Origin of the sequence: Pseudomonas aegrilactucae (assembly GCF_019168305.1) — a bacterium.
GTDB classification, from domain to species: Bacteria; Pseudomonadota; Gammaproteobacteria; order Pseudomonadales; family Pseudomonadaceae; genus Aquipseudomonas; species Aquipseudomonas aegrilactucae.
In genome coordinates this window covers 52,615-72,132 of sequence record NZ_JAHTBI010000032.1, presented here as the reverse complement: position 1 = coordinate 72,132, position 19,518 = coordinate 52,615, and the positions used below count along the sequence as shown (strand labels likewise).

Here is a 19,518-nt window from a genome sequence, read left to right as displayed (position 1 = left end):
GGGGGCGCCGCATTACTTGGGGTACAGCGGCGGCAGGCTGCCGTTTTCGCCTGCGCTCGGCTGCGCCTGCTCGGCCGCCGGGATGGTGCCGATGGCCCGCCACAGCTCATCGCCCTGCCAGAACTGCCCGCTCTCGCTGTACAAGGCGCCGTTCAGGCCGTCCAGCGCATCGGACAGCGGCACGAAGCGCGCCGCCATTTCGGCCAGGGTTTCCGGTTGCTGCCGCGCCCAGGCATCCAGGGCCTGGCGCGTGGCCTGCGGGTCGTTGGCCTGGCAGGCGCGCTTGAGGTCGTCGAGCAGTGTGCGCGGGCTTGGCCCGCTCTGCGCCGCCCGCAGCACGGCCGGGCGCGAACGGGCGCGCCACCACAGGGTAAAGCCCAGCAGGGTGGTCAGCGCCAGTACCAGCGTGCTCAACTGCCATGGCCACAACGGCCGATCAGGCTGGCTGCTGGCGTTGGCCGGCGTTTCAGCGCTGAGCGACGGATTGTCTTCTATCTTCAGCCCCCGCGCCGGCAGGCTGGTGCGCTCCAGGTGCTGCTCGCGGGTATTCCACCACACCACTTCCAGGCTCGGCAGTTCCAGCGTGCCGCTGTGGGTCGGTACCAGCGCCTCGCGCTCTTCGCGCTGGCCCACAAGGCCGCGCTCGCCTACCTCGTCGCGCAGGTGCGGCTGGTCCGGGTAGCGGCGCACGCCATTGGCTTCGGTGGCCGGCAACGGCGGCAGTTGCGCACTGGACAAGCCTTCGGCCTTGATGATCACGCTGCGCGTCAGCGAATCACCGATCTGCGTGGGGGTGTGTGCCGGGTCCGGGCTCCAGCGCTCTTCCAGCACCAGGCTGCGCGCCGGCAACCAGGGTTGGTCTGCGGGGTAGTCGGCCGGCTTTGGCAGTACCTGCAAGGGCAGCGCCGTGGAGCTGACGCGGACCTGCTTGTTGCTGCGCGGGGCATTCGGGTCGGCCTGGCTGTCGCCCTCGGCGGAGGTGGCGCTGAAGGTCAGTGCGGGGATGTTCAATACACCACGTTGTTGCGGGAAAATCGCATAGCGCATCTCGATCACCCCATAGCGCACGCCGTTGATCAGTTTCTCGTAGGTGCGCGACTCGCCCAGCGGTTCGACCCGGGCCTGGGCAATCGACAGCGGGCTCAGGCTGCTGTCGTCGTACAGCGACACCGAATGGTAGATGCGCAGGGTCAGCACGGCCTGGGCCTGCACGTACACGCTGTCGGCATCGAGGCTGGCATCGATGCTCACCGGGGCCAGGCGTGCGATGTTGCCGGCGTCGGCCGGCAGCACCTGCAGTGCAATCGGCTGGCTGCGCGCCTCGCCCATTTGCAGCGCCGGCACCTCGAGCGTGCCGCTGCGGCGCGGGCGCAGGGTGATGATCCAGCGGGTGTTGGCCTGGGTCTGGCCGTCCAGGCTCTTGAGGCTGTTGACCTGGCGCGTGTCACGTACCTCGAACAAGGCCTGCAAGGGCGCAAGGTCCGGGCGGCCAAACTGGGTGACGTCTTCGATCTCCAGGGTCAGCTCCAGGGTTTCACCGGCGATCAGGCGGCTGCGGTCGACACTGGCGAGCAGCGTCGCCGCCTGCACCTGCAGGGCGAAGAAGAGGCTGAAAACCAGGGCGCAGGCGCGGATCATTGGGGGCTTTCCTGATGCAGTTGCTGTTCGTACCAGAATTTGCGGCGCAGCAGCTCTGACGGGTTGTCGGGGATCTGGCGCAGCCATTGTTCCAGGGCCTGGCGCTGTTCGGCATCCAGGCTGCTGTCGGTGGGGCGTTGCGGTGGCCGGGTGGTGTCCTCATCCGTCGTTTCGCCGGCCTGCTGTTGCTGCTCGGGGCTGTTGCTGATGTCGGCGGTGTCTTCGGCCTTGGGCTCGCCCTGAGTGCTGTCGCTGCTGCTGGACTGCTGGCCGCTGCTGGCCGAGTCGGTGGGCAGGTCTGGCTGGCCCTGGGCCGGCTCGTCGTTGGCCGGCTGCTCTTCTGGTGGCTCGGGCTGGCGACGCAGCTGTTGCTCGACCAGGGCCTTGTTGGCCTGCGCCGCTTCGAGTTCCGGCTGCAGCTCCAGTGCCTGCTCGTAGGCGTCTACCGCCGCCTCCAGCTCGCCGCTGCGGGCCAGGGCATTACCGCGATTGTAGTGGGCGCTGGCGCTGCTGGCGCGGCCAAATTCGCGTGCGGCTGCGGCGAAGTCACCGGCCTGGTACAACGCCAGGCCTTTCCATTGCGTGTCCTGGAAGCGCCGTGCGGCCTCGGCTGGGCGTTGCTGCTGAAGCAGGCGCTGGCCCTGCTGGTCGGGGCGCAGCCACAGGTCGCTGAATTCGAAGGCATGGGCGGGTTGTGGCAGCAGGCCCAGCAGCAGCGGCAGGCAGAACAGCCAGCCGCGCCGGCCGGCACAGGCACCCAGCAGCAGCAGGGGTATCAGCAGCCAGTAGCCCTGGTCGGCCCAGCTGTCCAGTTGCAGGGTCTGGCCGTCGGCGCGCAGCGCCTGTGGGTTGTCGAACAGGCCCAGGCCGCGCAGGTCGAGGTCGTCGATACGCGCCTTGCGGTAGCGCCCGCCGGTGCTGCTGATGAACGCCTTGAGTTCGGCGCTGTCCAGGCGTGGCACCAGGATTGCCCCAGTGTCGTCCTTGAGGAATTCACCGTTGGCCTGCCTCACCGGTGCGCCCTCCGGCGTGCCGACACCGAGCATCAGCAGGTTCGGGCCATTGCGTCCCAGCGCCTGGGCGATGCCTTCGCGTTCCTGCTGGCTGAGCGATGAGCCGATCAGCAACAGCCGGCCCTGGCCCAGCGCACCCTGGGCCAGCAGCGCCAGGCCCTTGCGCACGGCCAGGTCGGCGCGTTGCCCGGGTTGCGGCATGATCGTGGGGTCGAGTGCTTCGAGCAGGTTGCGGCTGGTTGCCAGGTCGTCCGACAGCGGCACCAGGGTGTGTGCACTGCCGGCGTACACGATGATCGCGGTCTGGCTGTCGCGGCGGTGCTCCAAGAGGTCGAGCAGCTTGCGCCGGGCCTGTTGCAGGCGGTTGGGCGGGCTGTCGTCGGCGAGCATCTGCGGGGTCAGTTCGAGCATGATCACCAGTGGGTCGGCGGCACGCTGACGGGTTTCTTCCAGGCGCTGCCAGCTGGGCCCGAGCAGCGCCAGCAAGGCCAGCAGCCAGGCCAGCCCCATGGCGATCCACGGCAGTTTGCTGTCACGCCCGCTGCCGCCGCCGAGCAGCACGGCATGGAAGGCCGGCGGCAGGATCATCTGCCAGCGCCCGGCGCGTTTTTGCCGGTGCCACAGCTTCCACAGCAGCCAGCCGAGTAGCGGCAGCAGCAACAGCCAGGCAGGACGCAGCCAGTGAGGCCAGAGTTCGATCATCGACGCCTCCGCAGGCGAAGGCGCTTGAGGCGCTCGCGCCATTGCGGGTGCGGCTGCAGGAAGTGCGGCCGACGCAGCAGGCGCTGCAGCGGGTTGTCGGGCCAGCGTTCACGCACCACCAGCAGCACGCTCAGCCACAATGCCAGGGCCAGCGGCCAGCTGTACAAAGCCAGTGCGGTGCGGGCCTGGGTCGGTTGCTGGGCCACCGGCTCCAGGCGGTCGAGGGTCTGGCCGATGGCGTTGAGTTCGTTGCCGTCATGGGCACGGAAGTACGCGCCGTGGGTGACGTCGGCGATCTCCTTGAGCGAGGCTTCGTCCAGGTCCAGGCTCGGGTTGAGCCCGATCATGCCGGCAGTACCGGTTTCGTCCGGGTCGGCGCCGATGCCGATGGTGTAGATCCTGATGCTTTCCTGGGCAGCCAGGCGTGCGGCGGTCAGCGGGTGGATCTGCCCGCCGTTGTTGGCGCCGTCGGTGACCAGGATCAGCACCCGGCTGTTGGCCGGGCGCATGCGCAGGCGCTTGACTGCCAGGCCGATGGCATCGCCGATCGCGGTGTTCTTGCCGGCGATGCCGATCTGCGCCTCGTCGAGAAAGCTGCGCACGGTACGCCGGTCGAAGGTGAGCGGCGCCTGCAGATAGGCCTGGCTGCCAAACAGGATCAGGCCCACGCGGTCGCCCTCGCGGCCCTGCAGGAAGTCGCCGAGCAGTTGCTTGACCAGCGCCAGGCGGCTGATGTCCTCGTCGTCCCAGTGCATGTCGGGGAAGTCCATGGAGCCGGACACATCCACCGCCACCAGCAGGTCGCGGCCGCTGGCGGCCACCGGCAAGGGTTCGCCCAGCCACTGTGGGCGCGCGGCGGCGCACAGCAGCAACAGCCACACCAGCACGAACGGCGCCTGCTGGCGCCAGGTCGGCAGGTTCAGGCGCGCACGGCGCCCGGCCAGGCCTTCAAGCTCATCCAGAAAGCTGACCTTGAGCACCGGCTCGCCACTGTCGGCGGCGGGCAGCAGCAGGCGCGCCAGCCAGGGCAGCGGCAACAGGACGAAGATCCACGGCCAGGCCAGTTCAAACATGTTTGCGAATCCAGGTGTCGACCGCCTGGTTGAGCCCGACAATGGCCTTGTCGTCCAGCTTGCACTCGGGCTTGTAGGCGCCTTCGACCAGCACCATCCAGCGGGTCAGGCCGGCGGCGGGGCAGCGGTTGTCGAGAAATGCCAGCCATTGGCGCCCGTTGAGGGTGTGGCTGTGGCTGTCCGGGTAGTGGTTGCGGCACAGGCGCTTGAGCAGCGCGTTGATCTGCTGCAGCCAGGCGCCGGCCGGGGCGCCATCGTAGGGCTTGGGCAGCGCGGCAAGTTCTGCCAGTGCAGCGATGCGCACCGGTTCCAGGGGTTGCTCGGCGCGCGGGAGGGCGGCTTTGCGCGGGCGCCAGTGACGTAGCCGCCACAGGCCCCAGCCGAGCAATGGCAGCAAGGCGAGCAGCGCCCACCAGCCGGGCGCCGGCGGCCACAGGCCGATCGGCTCGGGGGCGATCAGCGGTTGCAGTGCGTCCAGGGGGGTCATCGGGTTTTGCCCGCGCGCTGCGGGTCGAGGTATTCGCGCAACTGCTCGATCATTTCGCTTTGGGTGCTCAGGGGCATCAGCACCACGCGCAGTTTTTGCGCCAGCAGCTCCCAGCGTTCGATACGCGCTTCACTTTGTTCGCGGTAGCTCTTGCGCAGGTTGGCGTCGAGGGTGTCGAGTTCCAGCTGTGCACCGCGCTGGGCAAAGCGCAGCAGACCGGCGGCGGGCAGGGCGTGGTCGAGCGGGTCGGACACCGGCAGCAGCAACAGGTCGCAATGGCGCGCCAGCAGGCTCAGTTGCTGCTCGACGCTGGGGTTGAGTGCACGCTCGTCGCAGATCACGATGGCCAGGCTGCCAGGGCGCAACACTTCGCGGGCGCGGCGCAGGGCAATGCCCAGGTTGTCGCCCTGGGGCTGGGCCTCGGTGTGCAGCGACTGATTGACCCGCGCCAGGCGGTTGAGCAGTTGCAGCAGGCTCTGCTTGCTGCGCCGCGGCTTGATCTCGTAGTGCTCGTTGTCGCCGAACACCAGCCCGCCGATGCGGTCGTTGTGGCCCAGCGCGGCCCAGCCGATCAGCGCCGCGGCCTGGGCGGCGAGCACCGACTTGAACATCAGCCCCGAGCCGAAGAACAAGCGCCGGCTCTGTTCGACCAGGATGAAGATCGGCCGCTCGCGCTCTTCGTGAAACAGCTTGGTGTGGGGCTCCTGGGTGCGTGCGGTGACGCGCCAGTCGATGTTGCGCACGTCGTCGCCGGCCTGGTATACGCGCACCTGGTCGAAGTCCACGCCGCGCCCGCGCAGGCGCGAGTGGTGCAGGCCGACCAGCGGGCTGCGCTGCCCGGGGGCTGCGAACAGCTGCACTTCGCGCACGCGATGGCGCATCTCGATCAGCTCGCGCAGCCCGATACGGATGCCTGGGTCGGCCAGCAGGGTGGTGGGCATGGCTTCAGGCCACGGCCACGACGTCGAGGATGCGCTGGATCACCCGGTCCTGGTCGATACCGGCCGCTTCGGCCTCGAACGAGAGAATGATGCGGTGGCGCAGTACGTCGAACAGTACCGCCTGGATGTCTTCGGGGCTGACGAAGTCGCGCCCGGCGAGCCAGGCGTGGGCCCGTGCGCAGCGGTCCAGGGCGATCGAGCCGCGGGGGCTGGCGCCATAGGCGATCCAGTCGCCGAGCTCGGCGTCGTACTTGGCGCCGGTGCGTGTGGCCATGACCAGTTGCACCAGGTATTCCTCTACCGCGTCGGCCATGTACAGGCCGAGGATTTCCTTGCGGGCCGCGAAGATCGCCTGCTGGCTGACCCGGCGTTCGGGCTTGGTTTCACCGTTGAGGGCTTCGCCACGGGCCTGCTGCAGGATGCGCCGTTCGACGGCGGCATCCGGGAAGCCGATCTTCACGTGCATCAGGAAGCGGTCGAGCTGGGCTTCGGGCAGCGGGTAGGTGCCTTCCTGCTCGATCGGGTTCTGCGTGGCCATCACCAGGAACAGCGGCGACAGGTCATAGGTGCTGCGGCCCACGCTGACCTGGCGCTCGGCCATGGCTTCAAGCAGCGCCGACTGGACCTTGGCCGGGGCGCGGTTGATTTCGTCGGCCAGTACCAGGTTGTGGAAGATCGGGCCTTGCTGGAACACGAAGCTGCCGGTTTCGGGGCGATAGATCTCGGTGCCGGTGATGTCGGCGGGCAGCAGGTCGGGGGTGAACTGGATGCGGTGGAACTGCGCTTCGACGCCTTCGGCGAGCTCTTTGATGGCTTTGGTCTTGGCCAGGCCCGGCGCGCCTTCTACCAGCATGTGACCATCGGCGAGCAGCACGATGAGCAGGCGCTCGACCAGTTTTTCCTGGCCAAGAATCTGGGTAGAGAGAAAGGTGCGCAGCGCGATCAGCGCTTCACGATGTTCCATCGGGACGGTTCCTGGAAGAGCGCCCGGGGGTAGGGCAGCGAACCGCCCGGGCAGGGGCTGATACTTTAATCTATCCGGGGGTGCGGCGACTAATGGTGGGGCGCAAATATGTGCTGGGTGCACGATGTTGCGCAGGCTGCAATGGCCTCTTCGCTGGCAAGCCAGCTCCCACAAGGTCTTGCGGTGCCTGCAAAATCCTGTGGGAGCTGGCTTGCCAGCGAATGGCCGTTACTCAGTTCTTGAAGCTGGAATGCTTGCGCCCCTGGTCACACAAGGCAAACACCACCACCAACACCGCCGCAACGGCCAGGATCACCACCACGCCATCGGTCGAATGGGTCGGCGAACTGGCCACCAGCGCCAGGCCGCCCAACGGCGCCAGGCCACCGGCCACGGCGGTGCCGATTTCACGCCCGGTACCAAACCCGGAAGAGCGCGTGGCAGTCGGGAACTGCCGGCTCAGGAACGAACCTTGAGGGGCGAACATCATCGGCGCCAGCAGGCCGGTGCCAATGGCGATGGCGAGGTAGATCATCAGCGGCTCGGCGGTATTGAGCAGCGCCATGAACGGCCAGGCGAACAGCACCGAGAAGCACCCGCCCATGATCAGCACCGCCTTGCTGCTCCACTTGTCGCACAGCCAGCCGAAGCATGGCACCGCGACAATCGCCACCAGGCTGGCAATGGTCACCGACAGCGAGGTGACGTGTGCCTCGACGCCCTTGAACTGGGTCAGGTAGGCCAACGAGAAGGTCTTGAAGATGTAGCTGAGCGCGTTGTAGCCAATGGCGACGAAGAACACCACCGCCAGGCCCTTGAGGTCATTCTTGAACAGCGCCTTGAGTGGCGACACCTTGGCTTTTTTCGGCGCTTGCTCAAGCTCGGCGAACTGCGGGGTTTCCGGAATGCTGCGGCGTACCCAGAAGCCCACGCCCACCAGCACGATGCTGCAGATGAACGGAATGCGCCAGCCGCCGGAGAGCAGGAAGTCGTTGCCGTTCATGGTCAGCAGGTACACGGTCAGCGACGACAGCAGCAGGCCCAGGTTCAGCCCCAGCGCGGGCCAGGCACCCTGGCTGCCGCGCTTGCCTTCGCTGGCATGCTCGTAGCTGGTCACCGCCGCAGCCGACAGTTCGGCGCCCGCGCCCAGGCCCTGAATGATGCGCACCAGCACCAGGATGATCGGCGCCCAGATGCCGATGGTGGCGTAGCTGGGGATCAGGCCGATCAGGGTGGTGCACAGGCCCATCATGCAGAAGGTCACCACCAGCACCTGCTTGCGCCCGAAGCGGTCACCCAGGTAGCCGAACAGCACGCCGCCGAACGGGCGGGCGACAAAGCCGATGGCGAAGGTGGAAAAGGCCAGCAGCGAGGCGACCTGCGGGTTGCTGGCATCGAAAAAGATCTTCGAGAACACGATGGCCGCCATGGTGGCGTACAGATAGAAGTCATACCACTCCAGCATCGAGCCGAAGATGGTCGCTGCCGCGACCTTGCGCAGGCGCTTCTTGTTCTGTTGCGGGGTTTCGGTTGCGGGGTTGACCGCTTCATGTACCGACATCGAGAGGTTCCTTGTTGGTCTTTGTAGTTATTTTCAAGCGGGCGACCGGCGCCCGTGCAGCAGTGCGGATCAGCGTGGTTTGAAGATGCGTTCGGCGATCATCTGGCCGATCGGGATGGCCGAGGTGGCCGCAGGTGACGGCGCGTTGCACACGTGGACCATGCGCGGCGTCTCGGCGAACAGGAAATCGTGCACCAGGGTGCCGTCGCGCATGACGGCCTGGGCGCGGATACCGGCCTCACAGGGCAGCAGATCGCTGACCTCCAGCGAAGGGCAGTACTTGCGGCACTGTTCCAGGTAGCCGCGTTTGAACAGCGAGTTCTTCATCTCGGTGGTGCCCGAGCCGAGGTTGTTCCAGAGGGTTTTCCAGAAGCCGGGGAAGCGGGCGTACTGCGCCACATCGCGCCAGTTGATCGAGAACTTGCTGTAGTTCTCGCGGCCCAGGCCCAGTACCGCATTTGGCCCGACGGTGACGCTGCCATCGATCATGCGGGTGAGGTGCACCCCCAGGAACGGCAGCTCCGGGTCGGGGATGGGGTAGATCAGGTGGTTGACGATCTGGTTCTTGGCGGCCGGCAGGCGGAAGTATTCACCGCGGAACGGGATGATCTGGTGGTCGATCCTGACCCCGGCCAGTGCTGCCAGGCGGTCCGATTGCAGGCCGGCGCAGGCCACCAGCTGCTTGGCCCGCCAGACACGGTCGTCGCTGCTGACGGTGACGTTGTCGCCACTTTCGAAGATCGCGGTGACGCGGGTGTCCAGGCAGATTTCGCCGCCGGCGGCCTGGATGACCCTGGCCATGGCCTGGCAGACCTGGGTGTAGTCGACGATACCGGTGGACGCCACGAACAGCCCGCCCAGACCGACGATGTTCGGCTCGCGGCGTTGCAGTTCGGCCGCATCCAGGCGTTCGACCGTCAGGCCGTTCTGTTGCGAGCGCTCGTACAGCGCCTGCATGCGCTGCACCTCGAGCGGGGTGGAGGCCACCAGCAGCTTGCCGCACACGTCGTACTTGATGGCGTGGGTGTCACAGAAATCCTTGGTGGCCTGGGCGCCACGCTTGCACAGGTCGGCCTTCAGGCTGCCCGGTGCGTAGTAGATGCCGGCGTGGATGACCCCGCTGTTGTGCCCGGTCTGGTGCCGGGCCAGGGTGGTTTCCTTTTCCAGGATGACCAGCGAGGCGCCGGGCTGGCGTTCGAGCAATGCCATGGCGGTGGCGAGGCCGACGATGCCGCCGCCGATGATGCAGTAGTCGTAAATCATGCAGGGGTCACCTTGGTATTCTTATCTGGTTATCAGGTTGTCAGACTAAGTAGTGCAAAGAAAAGGGCGCTGGCAGGCCGCGCCCCTTGAAGCGGTGTTCCCGGGTTATGCCATGGCGGGCAGGTCGAGTGTCAGGCGCCGTGCCGAGGCCCGCAGGTGCGCTTCGGCGCAGGCAGCGGCGGCATGCCGGTCGCCGTCGGCGATGGCCTGGTACAACGCCTGGTGCTCGCGGTTGGCATCCGCCGAGCCGCCCACCGAGTGCGCCGCCGAGTTCTCCCAGGCGGTCTTGCGTGCGGCAGCCAGTTGGCCGCGCAGAAAATCATGGAACGCGACGAAATAGTCGTTCTTGCTGGCCTCGGCAATCGCGCGGTGGAACGCCACATCGGCCGCCGCCGCCACGGCGAAGTCGCTGCGCTTGTCGATCATTTCCTGCAGGGCCTTGGCCATGCGCGCCAGGTCTGCCTCATCACGGCGCTGGGCGGCGATGGCGGCGGCCTGGGTTTCGATCCACAGGCGCACTTCGAACATCTGCACCAGGTCGGCGCTGCGCCCGTTTGTGCAGGGGAAGCGGAACACCGTGCCGGTCGGGTTCTGCGAAATGTACGAGCCCAGCCCGCGCCGGGCGATCAACACGCCGTCGGCCTTGAGCTGGGAAATGGCTTCGCGCACCACCGAGCGACTGACATTCAGCTGCTCGGCCAGTTGCTGCTCGGTGGGCAGGCGTGCTTCGGCGGCCAGGCGCCCCGAGTCGATCTCGGTGCGGATGGCGCCAACCACGCGTTCCACCAGGGTGTCGGGGCGCTGAAGCTCAAGCATGAAAGGTAAGGCTCGCAAGTCAGGTTGTCAGACAATGCCCACGTAGGCGCACCTTGTCAAGAATGCGCGAGGCCTCACAGCCGATAGAACGCATGCGCGTTGCGCCACAGGGCACGGTGCAGCCCGTCGCTGTCGAGGGCTTCGCCGATCAGGTCGATATCGGTGGCGGCGAACGGGCGTGGTGCGCGGGTGGAGGGCAGGTCGCTGCCGAACATCAGGGCGTGCGGGTTGGCCGCATCGATGTCGCGCAGGGCGGGCACCACGTCGAAGTCGACCCGGCCGAAGCCGCAGGCCTTGATGCGCACGCCCGCTTCGGCCAGGCGCAGCAGGGCCGGCAAGCCGGCACGGCTCAGCCCCAGGTGGTCGATGCTGGCCGCAGGCAGGCGGCGCAGCAGTGTGGCCAGCTCGCCCAGTTCACGCGAGTCGACGTACAGCTCGACGTGCCAGCCGGCCAGTTCGAAAACGCGCTTCGCCATGCGTTCGAGCTGGTCGGCGTGCTCCGAGCCGCCGCGCTTGAGGTTGAAGCGTACGGCGCGCACGCCGGCGGCATTCAGCTCGAGCAGTTCGGCATCGCCGATGCTGGCCGGCACCTGGGTCACACCGACGTAGTCGGGCCCCAGCTGTTTCAGGGCTGCCAGCAGGTAACCCTGGTCGAAGGCCTGGAACGAGCCCGATACCACTGCGCCGCTACAGATGCCCAGCGGCTTGACGGCCGCCACGTAGTCGTCGGCACTGAAGGCATCTGGCAGGTAGCCGTCGTTGGCCACCAGGGGGAAGCGCGGGTCGATGATGTGGCAGTGGGCGTCGAATATCGGTTGGGGCATGGGGGCTCCTTGACGGGGTCAAAGCTCGCTGACGTAGGTACCGGTGCCCTTGAGGATGTTCTGCAGGGTTTGCTCGACTTCGGCCAGGTCGGTGCCGTCGGTGCTGAGGATGATCTCGAGGTGGTCGTCGTCGTTGAGCACGTCGGCATCGCCCGGCGCCACTTCGATCAGCAGGCGCTTGGCGCTGAGGGTGACCTTGAGGCCGTCGAGCGTGCCTGGTTCGTCGTCCAGGGTGATGTCCACCGTGTCTTCGTCGGGGTAGCGGGTCATGAGGAACATCTGGCCCTTGTCGCTGTGGCAGCACAGGGTGGCCATGTTGTCTTCTTCATCATCGCAGGGGGTGGCGAAGAGCAGGGCGGTGGTCAGTTGCATGGACGGCTCGGTGGTTAAAAAGTGAAACGCGAGTGTGCCAGTCTTCAGCCCCCGGATAAATCGCCGCCTGCCTCTGATTGACCGAATATGTCGCAGCATCGCAAGCAGGGGTGACCGGGCAGTCGTTAAGCTGCCCTGTCGATGGACAACCGGACGACACCGCGTACGGGGTTGGCTATGGTTGATCCGAGCATGGCGGATGTGCGCGACGCTTCATTCAATAACAAGCCCAAGCGGAGTACCACAGATGGCGTTTTTCACCGCAGCCAGCAAAGCCGACTTCCAGCATCAACTGCAGACGGCCCTGGCGCAGCACATCGGCGAACAGGCACTGCCACAAGTGGCGCTGTTTGCCGAGCAGTTCTTTGGCATCATCTCTCTGGACGAACTGACCCAGCGTCGCCTTTCCGACCTGGCCGGTTGCACACTCTCGGCCTGGCGCATCATCGAGCGCTTCGACCATCGCGAACCCCAGGTTCGTGTCTACAACCCCGATTACGAACGTCATGGCTGGCAGTCGACCCACACCGCCGTGGAAGTCCTGCACCATGACCTGCCGTTTCTGGTCGACTCGGTGCGTACCGAGCTCAACCGTCGCGGCTACAGCATCCATACCCTGCAGACCACCGTGCTCAGCGTGCGTCGCGGGGCCAAGGGCGAGCTGCTGGAAATTCTGCCCAAGGGCACCCAGGGCGAGGGCGTGCTGCAAGAGTCGCTGATGTACCTGGAGATCGACCGCTGCGCCAACGCCGCCGAACTCAACCTGCTGGCCCGCGAGCTTGAGCAGGTGCTGGCCGAAGTGCGCGTGGCCGTGGCCGATTTCGAGCCGATGAAGGCCAAGGTACGCGAGCTGCTCGAGCTGATCGACCACACCGCCTACGCGCCGGCCGCCGCCGAGAAGGAAGAGGTCAAGAGCTTCCTGCAATGGGTGGTGAGCAATCACTTCACCTTCCTCGGCTACGAGGAGTTCGTGGTCAAGGCGGACGCCGAGGGCGGCCAACTGGTGTATGACGAGCAGTCCTTCCTGGGGCTGACCCGCCTGCTGCGCGCCGGCCTCACGGCCGATGACCTGCGCATTGAAGACTACGCCGTCAACTACCTGAACGAGCCGCTGCTGCTGTCCTTCGCCAAGGCCGCGCACCCAAGCCGCGTGCACCGCCCGGCGTACCCCGACTACGTGTCGATCCGCCAACTGGACGCCGACGGCAACGTCATCAAGGAATGCCGTTTCATGGGCCTGTACACCTCGTCGGTGTATGGCGAGAGCGTGCGCGAGATCCCGTACATCCGTGGCAAGGTGGCCGAAGTGGAGCGCCGCTCCGGTTTCGACGCCAAGGCTCACCTGGGCAAGGAACTGGCCCAGGTCCTCGAAGTGCTGCCGCGTGACGACCTGTTCCAGACCCCGGTCGACGAGCTGTTCAGCACCGTGATGTCGATCGTGCAGATCCAGGAACGCAACAAGATCCGCGTGTTCCTGCGCAAGGACCCGTACGGCCGCTTCTGCTACTGCCTGGCCTACGTGCCGCGCGACATCTATTCCACCGAAGTGCGCCAGAAGATCCAGCAGGTACTTATGGAGCGCCTGAAGGCCAGCGACTGCGAGTTCTGGACCTTTTTCTCCGAGTCGGTGCTGGCCCGCGTGCAACTGATCCTGCGCGTCGACCCGAAGAACCGCATCGACATCGACCCGCAGCAGCTGGAAAACGAAGTGATCCAGGCCTGCCGCTCGTGGCAGGACGACTACGCCAGCCTGACCGTCGAAAGCTTTGGCGAAGCGCAGGGCACCAATGTGCTGGCCGACTTCCCCAAAGGCTTCCCGGCAGGCTACCGCGAGCGTTTTGCCGCGCACTCGGCCGTGGTCGACATGCAGCACCTGCTGACCTTGTCCGAGCGCAAGCCGCTGGTGATGAGCTTCTATCAGCCGCTGACCCAGGCCGGCAAACAGCAACTGCATTGCAAGCTGTACCACGCCGATACGCCGCTGGCGCTGTCGGACGTGCTGCCGATCCTGGAAAACCTCGGCCTGCGCGTGCTGGGCGAGTTCCCCTACCGCCTGCGTCACAGCAATGGTCGCGAGTTCTGGATTCATGACTTCGCCTTCACCTACAGCGAAGGCCTGAACCTGGATATCCAGCAGCTCAACGACACGCTGCAGGACGCGTTCGTGCACATCGTCAACGGCGACGCCGAAAACGATGCGTTCAACCGCCTGGTGCTGACCGCCGGCCTGCCGTGGCGCGACGTGGCGCTGCTGCGTGCCTATGCGCGTTACCTCAAGCAGATCCGCCTGGGCTTCGACCTGGGCTACATCGCCAGCACCCTGAACAACCACACCGACATCGCGCGCGAGCTGACCCGTCTGTTCAAGACGCGTTTCTACCTGGCGCGCAAGCTGGCCGGTGACGACCTGGACGACAAGCAGCAGCGTCTGGAACAGGCGATCCTGACCGCGCTGGACGACGTGCAGGTACTCAACGAAGACCGCATCCTGCGTCGCTACCTGGACCTGATCAAGGCCACCCTGCGTACCAACTTCTACCAGACCGACGCCAACGGCCAGGCCAAGTCGTACTTCAGCTTCAAGTTCAACCCCAAGCTGATCCCCGAGCTGCCCAAGCCGGTACCCAAGTTCGAGATCTTCGTGTATTCGCCGCGGGTCGAGGGTGTGCACCTGCGCTTTGGCAACGTGGCGCGTGGCGGGCTGCGCTGGTCGGACCGTGAAGAAGACTTCCGCACCGAAGTGCTGGGCCTGGTGAAGGCGCAGCAGGTGAAGAACTCGGTGATCGTGCCGGTGGGCGCCAAGGGCGGCTTCCTGCCGCGGCGCCTGCCGCTGGGCGGCAGCCGTGACGATATCCAGGCAGAAGGCATCGCCTGCTACCGGATCTTCATTTCCGGCCTGCTGGACATCACCGACAACCTCAAGGACGGCGCACTGGTGCCGCCGGTCAATGTGGTGCGTCACGACGATGACGACCCGTACCTGGTGGTGGCGGCCGACAAGGGCACCGCGACCTTCTCCGACATTGCCAACGGCATTGCCATCGACTACGGCTTCTGGCTGGGCGACGCGTTCGCCTCGGGTGGCTCGGCCGGTTACGACCACAAGAAGATGGGCATCACCGCGCGTGGCGCCTGGGTCGGTGTGCAGCGTCACTTCCGCGAGCGCGGCATCAACGTGCAGCAAGACCCGATCACCGTGGTCGGCGTGGGCGACATGGCCGGCGACGTGTTCGGCAACGGCTTGCTGATGTCCGACAAGCTGCAACTGGTGGCGGCGTTCAACCACCTGCATATCTTCATTGACCCGAACCCGGAGCCTGCCAGCAGCTTCGCCGAGCGCCAGCGCCTGTTCGACCTGCCGCGCTCGGCGTGGAGCGACTACGACACCAGCCTCATGTCCGAGGGCGGCGGGATCTTCTCGCGCAGTGCCAAGAGCATCGCCATCAGCCCGCAGATGAAGGAACGCTTCGCCATCGAAGCCGACAAGCTGACCCCGACCGAGCTGCTCAATGCGCTGCTCAAGGCGCCGGTGGACCTGCTGTGGAACGGCGGCATCGGCACCTACGTCAAGTCCAGCCAGGAAAGCCACGCCGATGTGGGCGACAAGGCCAACGATGCACTGCGCGTGGACGGTAACGAGCTGCGCTGCAAGGTGGTGGGCGAGGGTGGCAACCTGGGCATGACCCAGCTGGGCCGGGTCGAATTCGGCCTGAACGGCGGCGCCACCAACACCGACTTCATCGACAACGCCGGTGGCGTGGACTGCTCCGACCACGAGGTCAACATCAAGATCCTGCTCAACGAAGTGGTGCAGGCCGGCGACATGACCGAGAAGCAGCGCAACCAACTGCTGGGCAGCATGACCGAGGAAGTCTCGGGCCTGGTGCTGGGCAACAACTACAAGCAGACCCAGGCGCTGTCGCTGGCCGCACGCCGGGCCCGCGAGCGGATTGCCGAGTACAAGCGCCTGATGGCCGACCTGGAGAGCCGTGGCAAGCTGGACCGGGCCATCGAGTTCCTGCCGTCCGAAGAGCAACTGGCAGAGCGCATTGCCGCCAACCAGGGGCTGACCCGTGCCGAATTGTCGGTACTGATCTCGTACAGCAAGATCGACCTCAAGGAAGCCCTGCTCAAGTCGCTGGTGCCCGACGACGACTACCTGACCCGCGACATGGAAACCGCGTTCCCGCCGTCGCTGGTAAGCAAGTTTGCCGAGGCCATGCGCCGTCACCGCCTCAAGCGTGAAATCGTCAGCACCCAGATCGCCAACGACCTGGTCAACAACATGGGCATCACGTTCGTGCAGCGGCTCAAGGAGTCCACGGGCATGAGCCCGGCGAACGTGGCCGGGGCCTATGTGATCGTGCGCGACATCTTCCACCTGCCGCACTGGTTCCGTCAGATCGAGGCGCTGGACTATCAGGTGCCGGCTGAAGTGCAGCTGACCCTGATGGACGAGCTGATGCGCCTGGGCCGTCGCGCTACGCGCTGGTTCCTGCGCAGCCGTCGCAACGAGCAGGATGCCGGGCGTGACGTGGCGCATTTCGGGCCGAAGATCGCCGCCTTGGGTCTCAAGCTCGATGAACTGCTCGAGGGGCCGACCCGCGAGCGCTGGATGACCCGCTACCAGGGCTTCGTCGAAGCCGGCGTGCCGGAGTTGCTGGCGCGCATGGTGGCGGGCACTACGCACCTGTACACCCTGTTGCCGATCATCGAGGCGTCGGATGTGACCGGTCAGGACCCTGCCGAAGTGGCCAAGGCGTTCTTCGCCGTGGGCAGCGCGCTGGACCTGACCTGGTACCTGCAGGAAATCAGCAACCTGCCGGTGGAAAACAACTGGCAGGCACTGGCGCGTGAGGCGTTTCGTGATGACATCGACCTGCAGCAGCGTGCGATCACCATCTCTGTGTTGCAGATGGTCGATGCGCCACAGGACATGGATGCACGGGTGGCGTTGTGGCTGGAGCAGCACCGTGTGATGGTGGAACGCTGGCGTGCGATGCTCGATGAGCTGCGTGCGGCCACCGGTACCGATTACGCCATGTATGCGGTGGCGAACCGGGAGCTGGTGGACCTGGCCTTGAGCGGACAGGCGGCGCTGATTCCAGCGTAAATCGGCGGCAGTGAAAAAGAGGCAAGCGGTTTACCGCTTGCCTCTTTTTTTTTGTGCGGGCCCTCTGGGGCAGCCCTTTGCGAACGTTCAGCGCTTGCGCGTCAAAAATCGGCCCTGTACCGTCGGCTGCAGCACGCCGGCACGCCTGAAACCGGGCCGCAGGGTACGACCTGCCTGGCAACGCTGTGTGCAAGGGCACGCTAAGCAAGCTGCCTGCCCTTTTTATCGCCCTGAATTCAACGGTGGGATCACCATGCTCGACGCGCTTCGCCTGTCGCTCAACGCGACGGCAGTATTCGGATTCATCCTCTACATCGTGGTCGCTGTGCTGCTGTTTGCGTTGTTCCAGTTTCTGTACGCGCGCATTACGCCGCACAAGGCGTTCGAGCTGATCCGCGAGAACAACCCGGCGGCGGCCATCGCGCTGGGCGGGTCGCTGATCGGCTTTGCCCTGCCCGCCAGCAGCATCATTTCCTACAGCGTCAGTGTGCTCGACTTTGTGGTGTGGGTGCTGATCGCGGGTGTGGTGCAACTGCTTGCCTTCACGTTCAGCAGTGTGGTGATCAGGGGCCTGTCGGCGCGTATCGCCCGCGGCGAATTGGCCGCAGCGATCTATGCGGCGTCGGTTGCGATCAGCGTCGGCTTTCTCAACTCGGCCTGCATGACCCCGCCGGCCTGATGGACTGAATACCCCAGGTGGGCGCTGGCGCCTGCACAGGAGACACATGCAGTGGATTCTTTGACCCAGGCAGTACTTGGCGCCGCCCTCCAGGGGGTGGTGCTGGGCCGTATACAAGGACGCCGTGCGTTGCTCTATGGCGCGGCCCTGGCGACCTTGCCGGACATGGACGTGCTGATCCGCTACGCCGACCCGGTGTCGCAGATGACCTTCCACCGCGGCTTCTCGCATTCGCTGTTCGTGCTGAGCGGCCTGGCGCTGCTGCTGAGCTGGCTGGTGCTGCGCGTGGCGCGCACACGCTGGCCGCACGCCGGGTATACGCCGGGGCGCGTGTTCCTGGCCTTCTGGCTGGTGTTGTTGACCCATCCGCTGCTCGATGCGTTCACCGTCTATGGCACGCAACTGTTCTGGCCGTTTCAGTTCACCCCGCAAAGCTGGGCGGCGGTGTTCATCATCGACCCGGTCTACACGCTGCCTCTGCTGCTTGGCGTGCTCTACGCGGGCGTTACAGGCATCACCGGCCGCAGTGTGGTCGTGTTGACCGTTGCGTTGCTGTTCAGCAGTGCCTACCTGGGGGTCGGTCTGGTCGGGCGAGAAGTGGCCGAACAGCGCTTCAAGGCCGAGCTGGACGGGCAGGGCATCCAGGTCGGGCAACTGCGCGCGATCCCGATGGCGTTCAACTCGCTGCTCTGGCGGGTGATCGCCAAGACGCCGCAGGGCGACTATTACGAAGGCGCCAGCAGCCTGTTTGATCGCGCCCCGCCCGAGTGGCAGCGCCAATCGCGCGGCCTGGAGCTTGCTGCAGTGTTGCAGGGCGTGGCGCTGCATGAGCGGTTGCGCTGGTTCAGCGATGACTGGTTGCGCTACGACCGTATCGGTGACGAACTGGTGGTGAGCGACCTGCGCATGGGGATTGCTGGCAACTACACCTTCCGTTTCATCATGGCGGCCTGTGTCGAGGGGCGCTGGAGGCCGGTCACGCCGAGGGCGTGGCCCGGTGCCGGCGTGGGTTCAATGAGCAATTCCGATGATCTGAAACGCATCTTCAGGCGCATTTTCCAGCAGCAGCCGGCATTGCCGCTGGCGGACTGGACCGAGCATTATCTGCACGAAGCAGGCCCGTCTTCGCTGGCGAAGGCGTCCTCGTGCGTTATTTGAAGCGCCGCTCCACACCTTTCTCCACCAGGATCTTGGCGGAAATCTCCTCCACCGAAAAATGTGTGGAATTGATGTGGGGGATGTTCTCGCGCCGGAACAGGTTCTCCACCTCGCGTACCTCGAATTCGCACTGGGCGAAGCTGGCGTAGCGGCTGTTGGGCTTGCGCTCGTGGCGAATGGCAGTCAGGCGGTCCGGGTCGATGGTCAGACCGAACAGCTTGTGCTGATGGTTCTTCAGCGCCTGTGGCAACTGCAGGCGCTCCATGTCGTCCTCGGTCAGCGGGTAGTTGGCCGCGCGAATGCCGAACTGCATGGCCATGTACAGGCACGTCGGGGTCTTGCCACAGCGCGAAACCCCCACCAGGATCAGGTCCGCCTTGTCGTAGTAATGGGTGCGGGCGCCGTCATCGTTGTCCAGCGCGAAGTTCACCGCCTCGATGCGCTCCATGTAGTTGGAGTTGCCGCCAATCGAATGCGACTTGCCCACCGAGTACGAGGAGTGCGCGGTCAGCTCCTGCTCCAGCGGCGCCAGGAAGGTCGAGAAGATGTCGATCATGAAGCCGTTGGAGGTGGCCAGGATCTCGCGGATGTCCTGGTTGACGATGGTGTCGAAGATGATCGGCCGCACCCCGTCACGTTCTGCCGCGGCATTGATTTGCTGTACCATGGTGCGCGCTTTGTCCACGCTGTCGATGTACGGACGCGTGAACTTGTTGAACCCGATGTTTTCGAATTGCGCTAACAGGCTTTGTCCCAGCGTCTCGGCCGTGATGCCGGTGCCGTCGGAAATAAAGAAAGCAGATCGTTTCATTTGCGCCTTGGGCCTTAAGCTGGTGACGATTCTTGGATATGATACGTTCGGTTTGCCGAACATCCCTGATCGGCATTCTCACTTATTTTCCAGGTCCAGGCCA

At 65.6% G+C, this 19,518-nt stretch carries 15 protein-coding genes; 3 read left to right on the top strand and 12 right to left on the bottom strand.

The window, feature by feature from the left end; all coding sequences use genetic code 11:
* Positions 1-12: 12 nt before the first annotated feature.
* The 11 genes from KUO17_RS09880 to KUO17_RS09830 form a co-directional block, all read right to left on the bottom strand.
* Entirely contained in the window at positions 13-1,638 is a 1,626-nt protein-coding gene (locus KUO17_RS09880; RefSeq protein WP_217975372.1) for a BatD family protein, read from the bottom strand.
* A complete protein-coding gene (locus tag KUO17_RS09875) occupies positions 1,635-3,353 on the bottom strand; it encodes a tetratricopeptide repeat protein (protein WP_217975370.1) in 1,719 nt (572 codons plus the stop codon). Before KUO17_RS09875 ends, KUO17_RS09880 begins: the two co-directional genes overlap by 4 nt.
* Positions 3,350-4,426, bottom strand: coding sequence for a vWA domain-containing protein (locus KUO17_RS09870; protein ID WP_217975368.1), 1,077 nt, complete (start codon positions 4,424-4,426; stop codon positions 3,350-3,352). Before KUO17_RS09870 ends, KUO17_RS09875 begins: the two co-directional genes overlap by 4 nt.
* A complete protein-coding gene (locus tag KUO17_RS09865) occupies positions 4,419-4,913 on the bottom strand; it encodes a DUF4381 domain-containing protein (protein ID WP_217975367.1) in 495 nt (164 codons plus the stop codon). The genes KUO17_RS09870 and KUO17_RS09865 overlap by 8 nt, the downstream gene beginning before the upstream one ends.
* Positions 4,910-5,854 carry a DUF58 domain-containing protein gene (locus KUO17_RS09860; protein ID WP_217975365.1) on the bottom strand — a complete coding sequence of 315 codons (945 nt, stop codon included), beginning with the start codon at positions 5,852-5,854 and terminating at the stop codon, positions 4,910-4,912. Before KUO17_RS09860 ends, KUO17_RS09865 begins: the two co-directional genes overlap by 4 nt.
* 4 nt (positions 5,855-5,858) lie before the next feature.
* On the bottom strand, positions 5,859-6,818 hold the full coding sequence (locus KUO17_RS09855; protein ID WP_217975363.1) for an AAA family ATPase: 960 nt from the start codon (positions 6,816-6,818) through the stop codon (positions 5,859-5,861).
* Between the two features lie 232 nt (positions 6,819-7,050).
* Positions 7,051-8,379: an MFS transporter gene (locus KUO17_RS09850; protein ID WP_217975360.1), complete on the bottom strand. Its 1,329-nt coding sequence runs from the start codon at positions 8,377-8,379 to the stop codon at positions 7,051-7,053.
* A gap of 69 nt (positions 8,380-8,448) precedes the next feature.
* On the bottom strand, positions 8,449-9,642 hold the full coding sequence (lhgO, locus tag KUO17_RS09845) for an L-2-hydroxyglutarate oxidase (RefSeq protein WP_217975358.1): 1,194 nt from the start codon (positions 9,640-9,642) through the stop codon (positions 8,449-8,451).
* Between the two features lie 105 nt (positions 9,643-9,747).
* Positions 9,748-10,458, bottom strand: coding sequence for a FadR/GntR family transcriptional regulator (locus tag KUO17_RS09840; RefSeq protein WP_217975356.1), 711 nt, complete (start codon positions 10,456-10,458; stop codon positions 9,748-9,750).
* A 74-nt stretch (positions 10,459-10,532) separates the two neighbouring features.
* Positions 10,533-11,282, bottom strand: a complete 750-nt coding sequence (locus KUO17_RS09835) for an amidohydrolase family protein (RefSeq protein WP_217975354.1) — start codon at positions 11,280-11,282, stop codon at positions 10,533-10,535.
* Positions 11,283-11,300: 18 nt separating this feature from the next.
* Entirely contained in the window at positions 11,301-11,654 is a 354-nt protein-coding gene (locus tag KUO17_RS09830; protein WP_217975352.1) for a hypothetical protein, read from the bottom strand.
* Between the two features lie 247 nt (positions 11,655-11,901).
* Here KUO17_RS09830 and KUO17_RS09825 point away from each other — a divergent pair, with 247 nt between their 5' ends.
* The 3 genes from KUO17_RS09825 to KUO17_RS09815 all read left to right on the top strand — a co-directional run bounded on the left by KUO17_RS09825 (position 11,902) and on the right by KUO17_RS09815 (position 18,604).
* A complete protein-coding gene (locus KUO17_RS09825) occupies positions 11,902-16,767 on the top strand; it encodes an NAD-glutamate dehydrogenase (protein WP_217975350.1) in 4,866 nt (1,621 codons plus the stop codon).
* Between the two features lie 253 nt (positions 16,768-17,020).
* A complete protein-coding gene (locus tag KUO17_RS09820) occupies positions 17,021-17,446 on the top strand; it encodes a DUF350 domain-containing protein (protein ID WP_217975348.1) in 426 nt (141 codons plus the stop codon).
* Between the two features lie 51 nt (positions 17,447-17,497).
* Positions 17,498-18,604: a metal-dependent hydrolase gene (locus tag KUO17_RS09815; protein ID WP_217975347.1), complete on the top strand. Its 1,107-nt coding sequence runs from the start codon at positions 17,498-17,500 to the stop codon at positions 18,602-18,604.
* On the opposite strand, the gene ppsR is transcribed toward KUO17_RS09815, so the two are convergent.
* The gene (ppsR, locus tag KUO17_RS09810) at positions 18,597-19,415 is read right to left on the bottom strand and encodes a posphoenolpyruvate synthetase regulatory kinase/phosphorylase PpsR (protein ID WP_217975345.1); all 819 of its coding nucleotides are present in this window, start codon (positions 19,413-19,415) and stop codon (positions 18,597-18,599) included. The genes KUO17_RS09815 and ppsR overlap by 8 nt on opposite strands.
* Positions 19,416-19,518 lie beyond the last annotated feature (103 nt).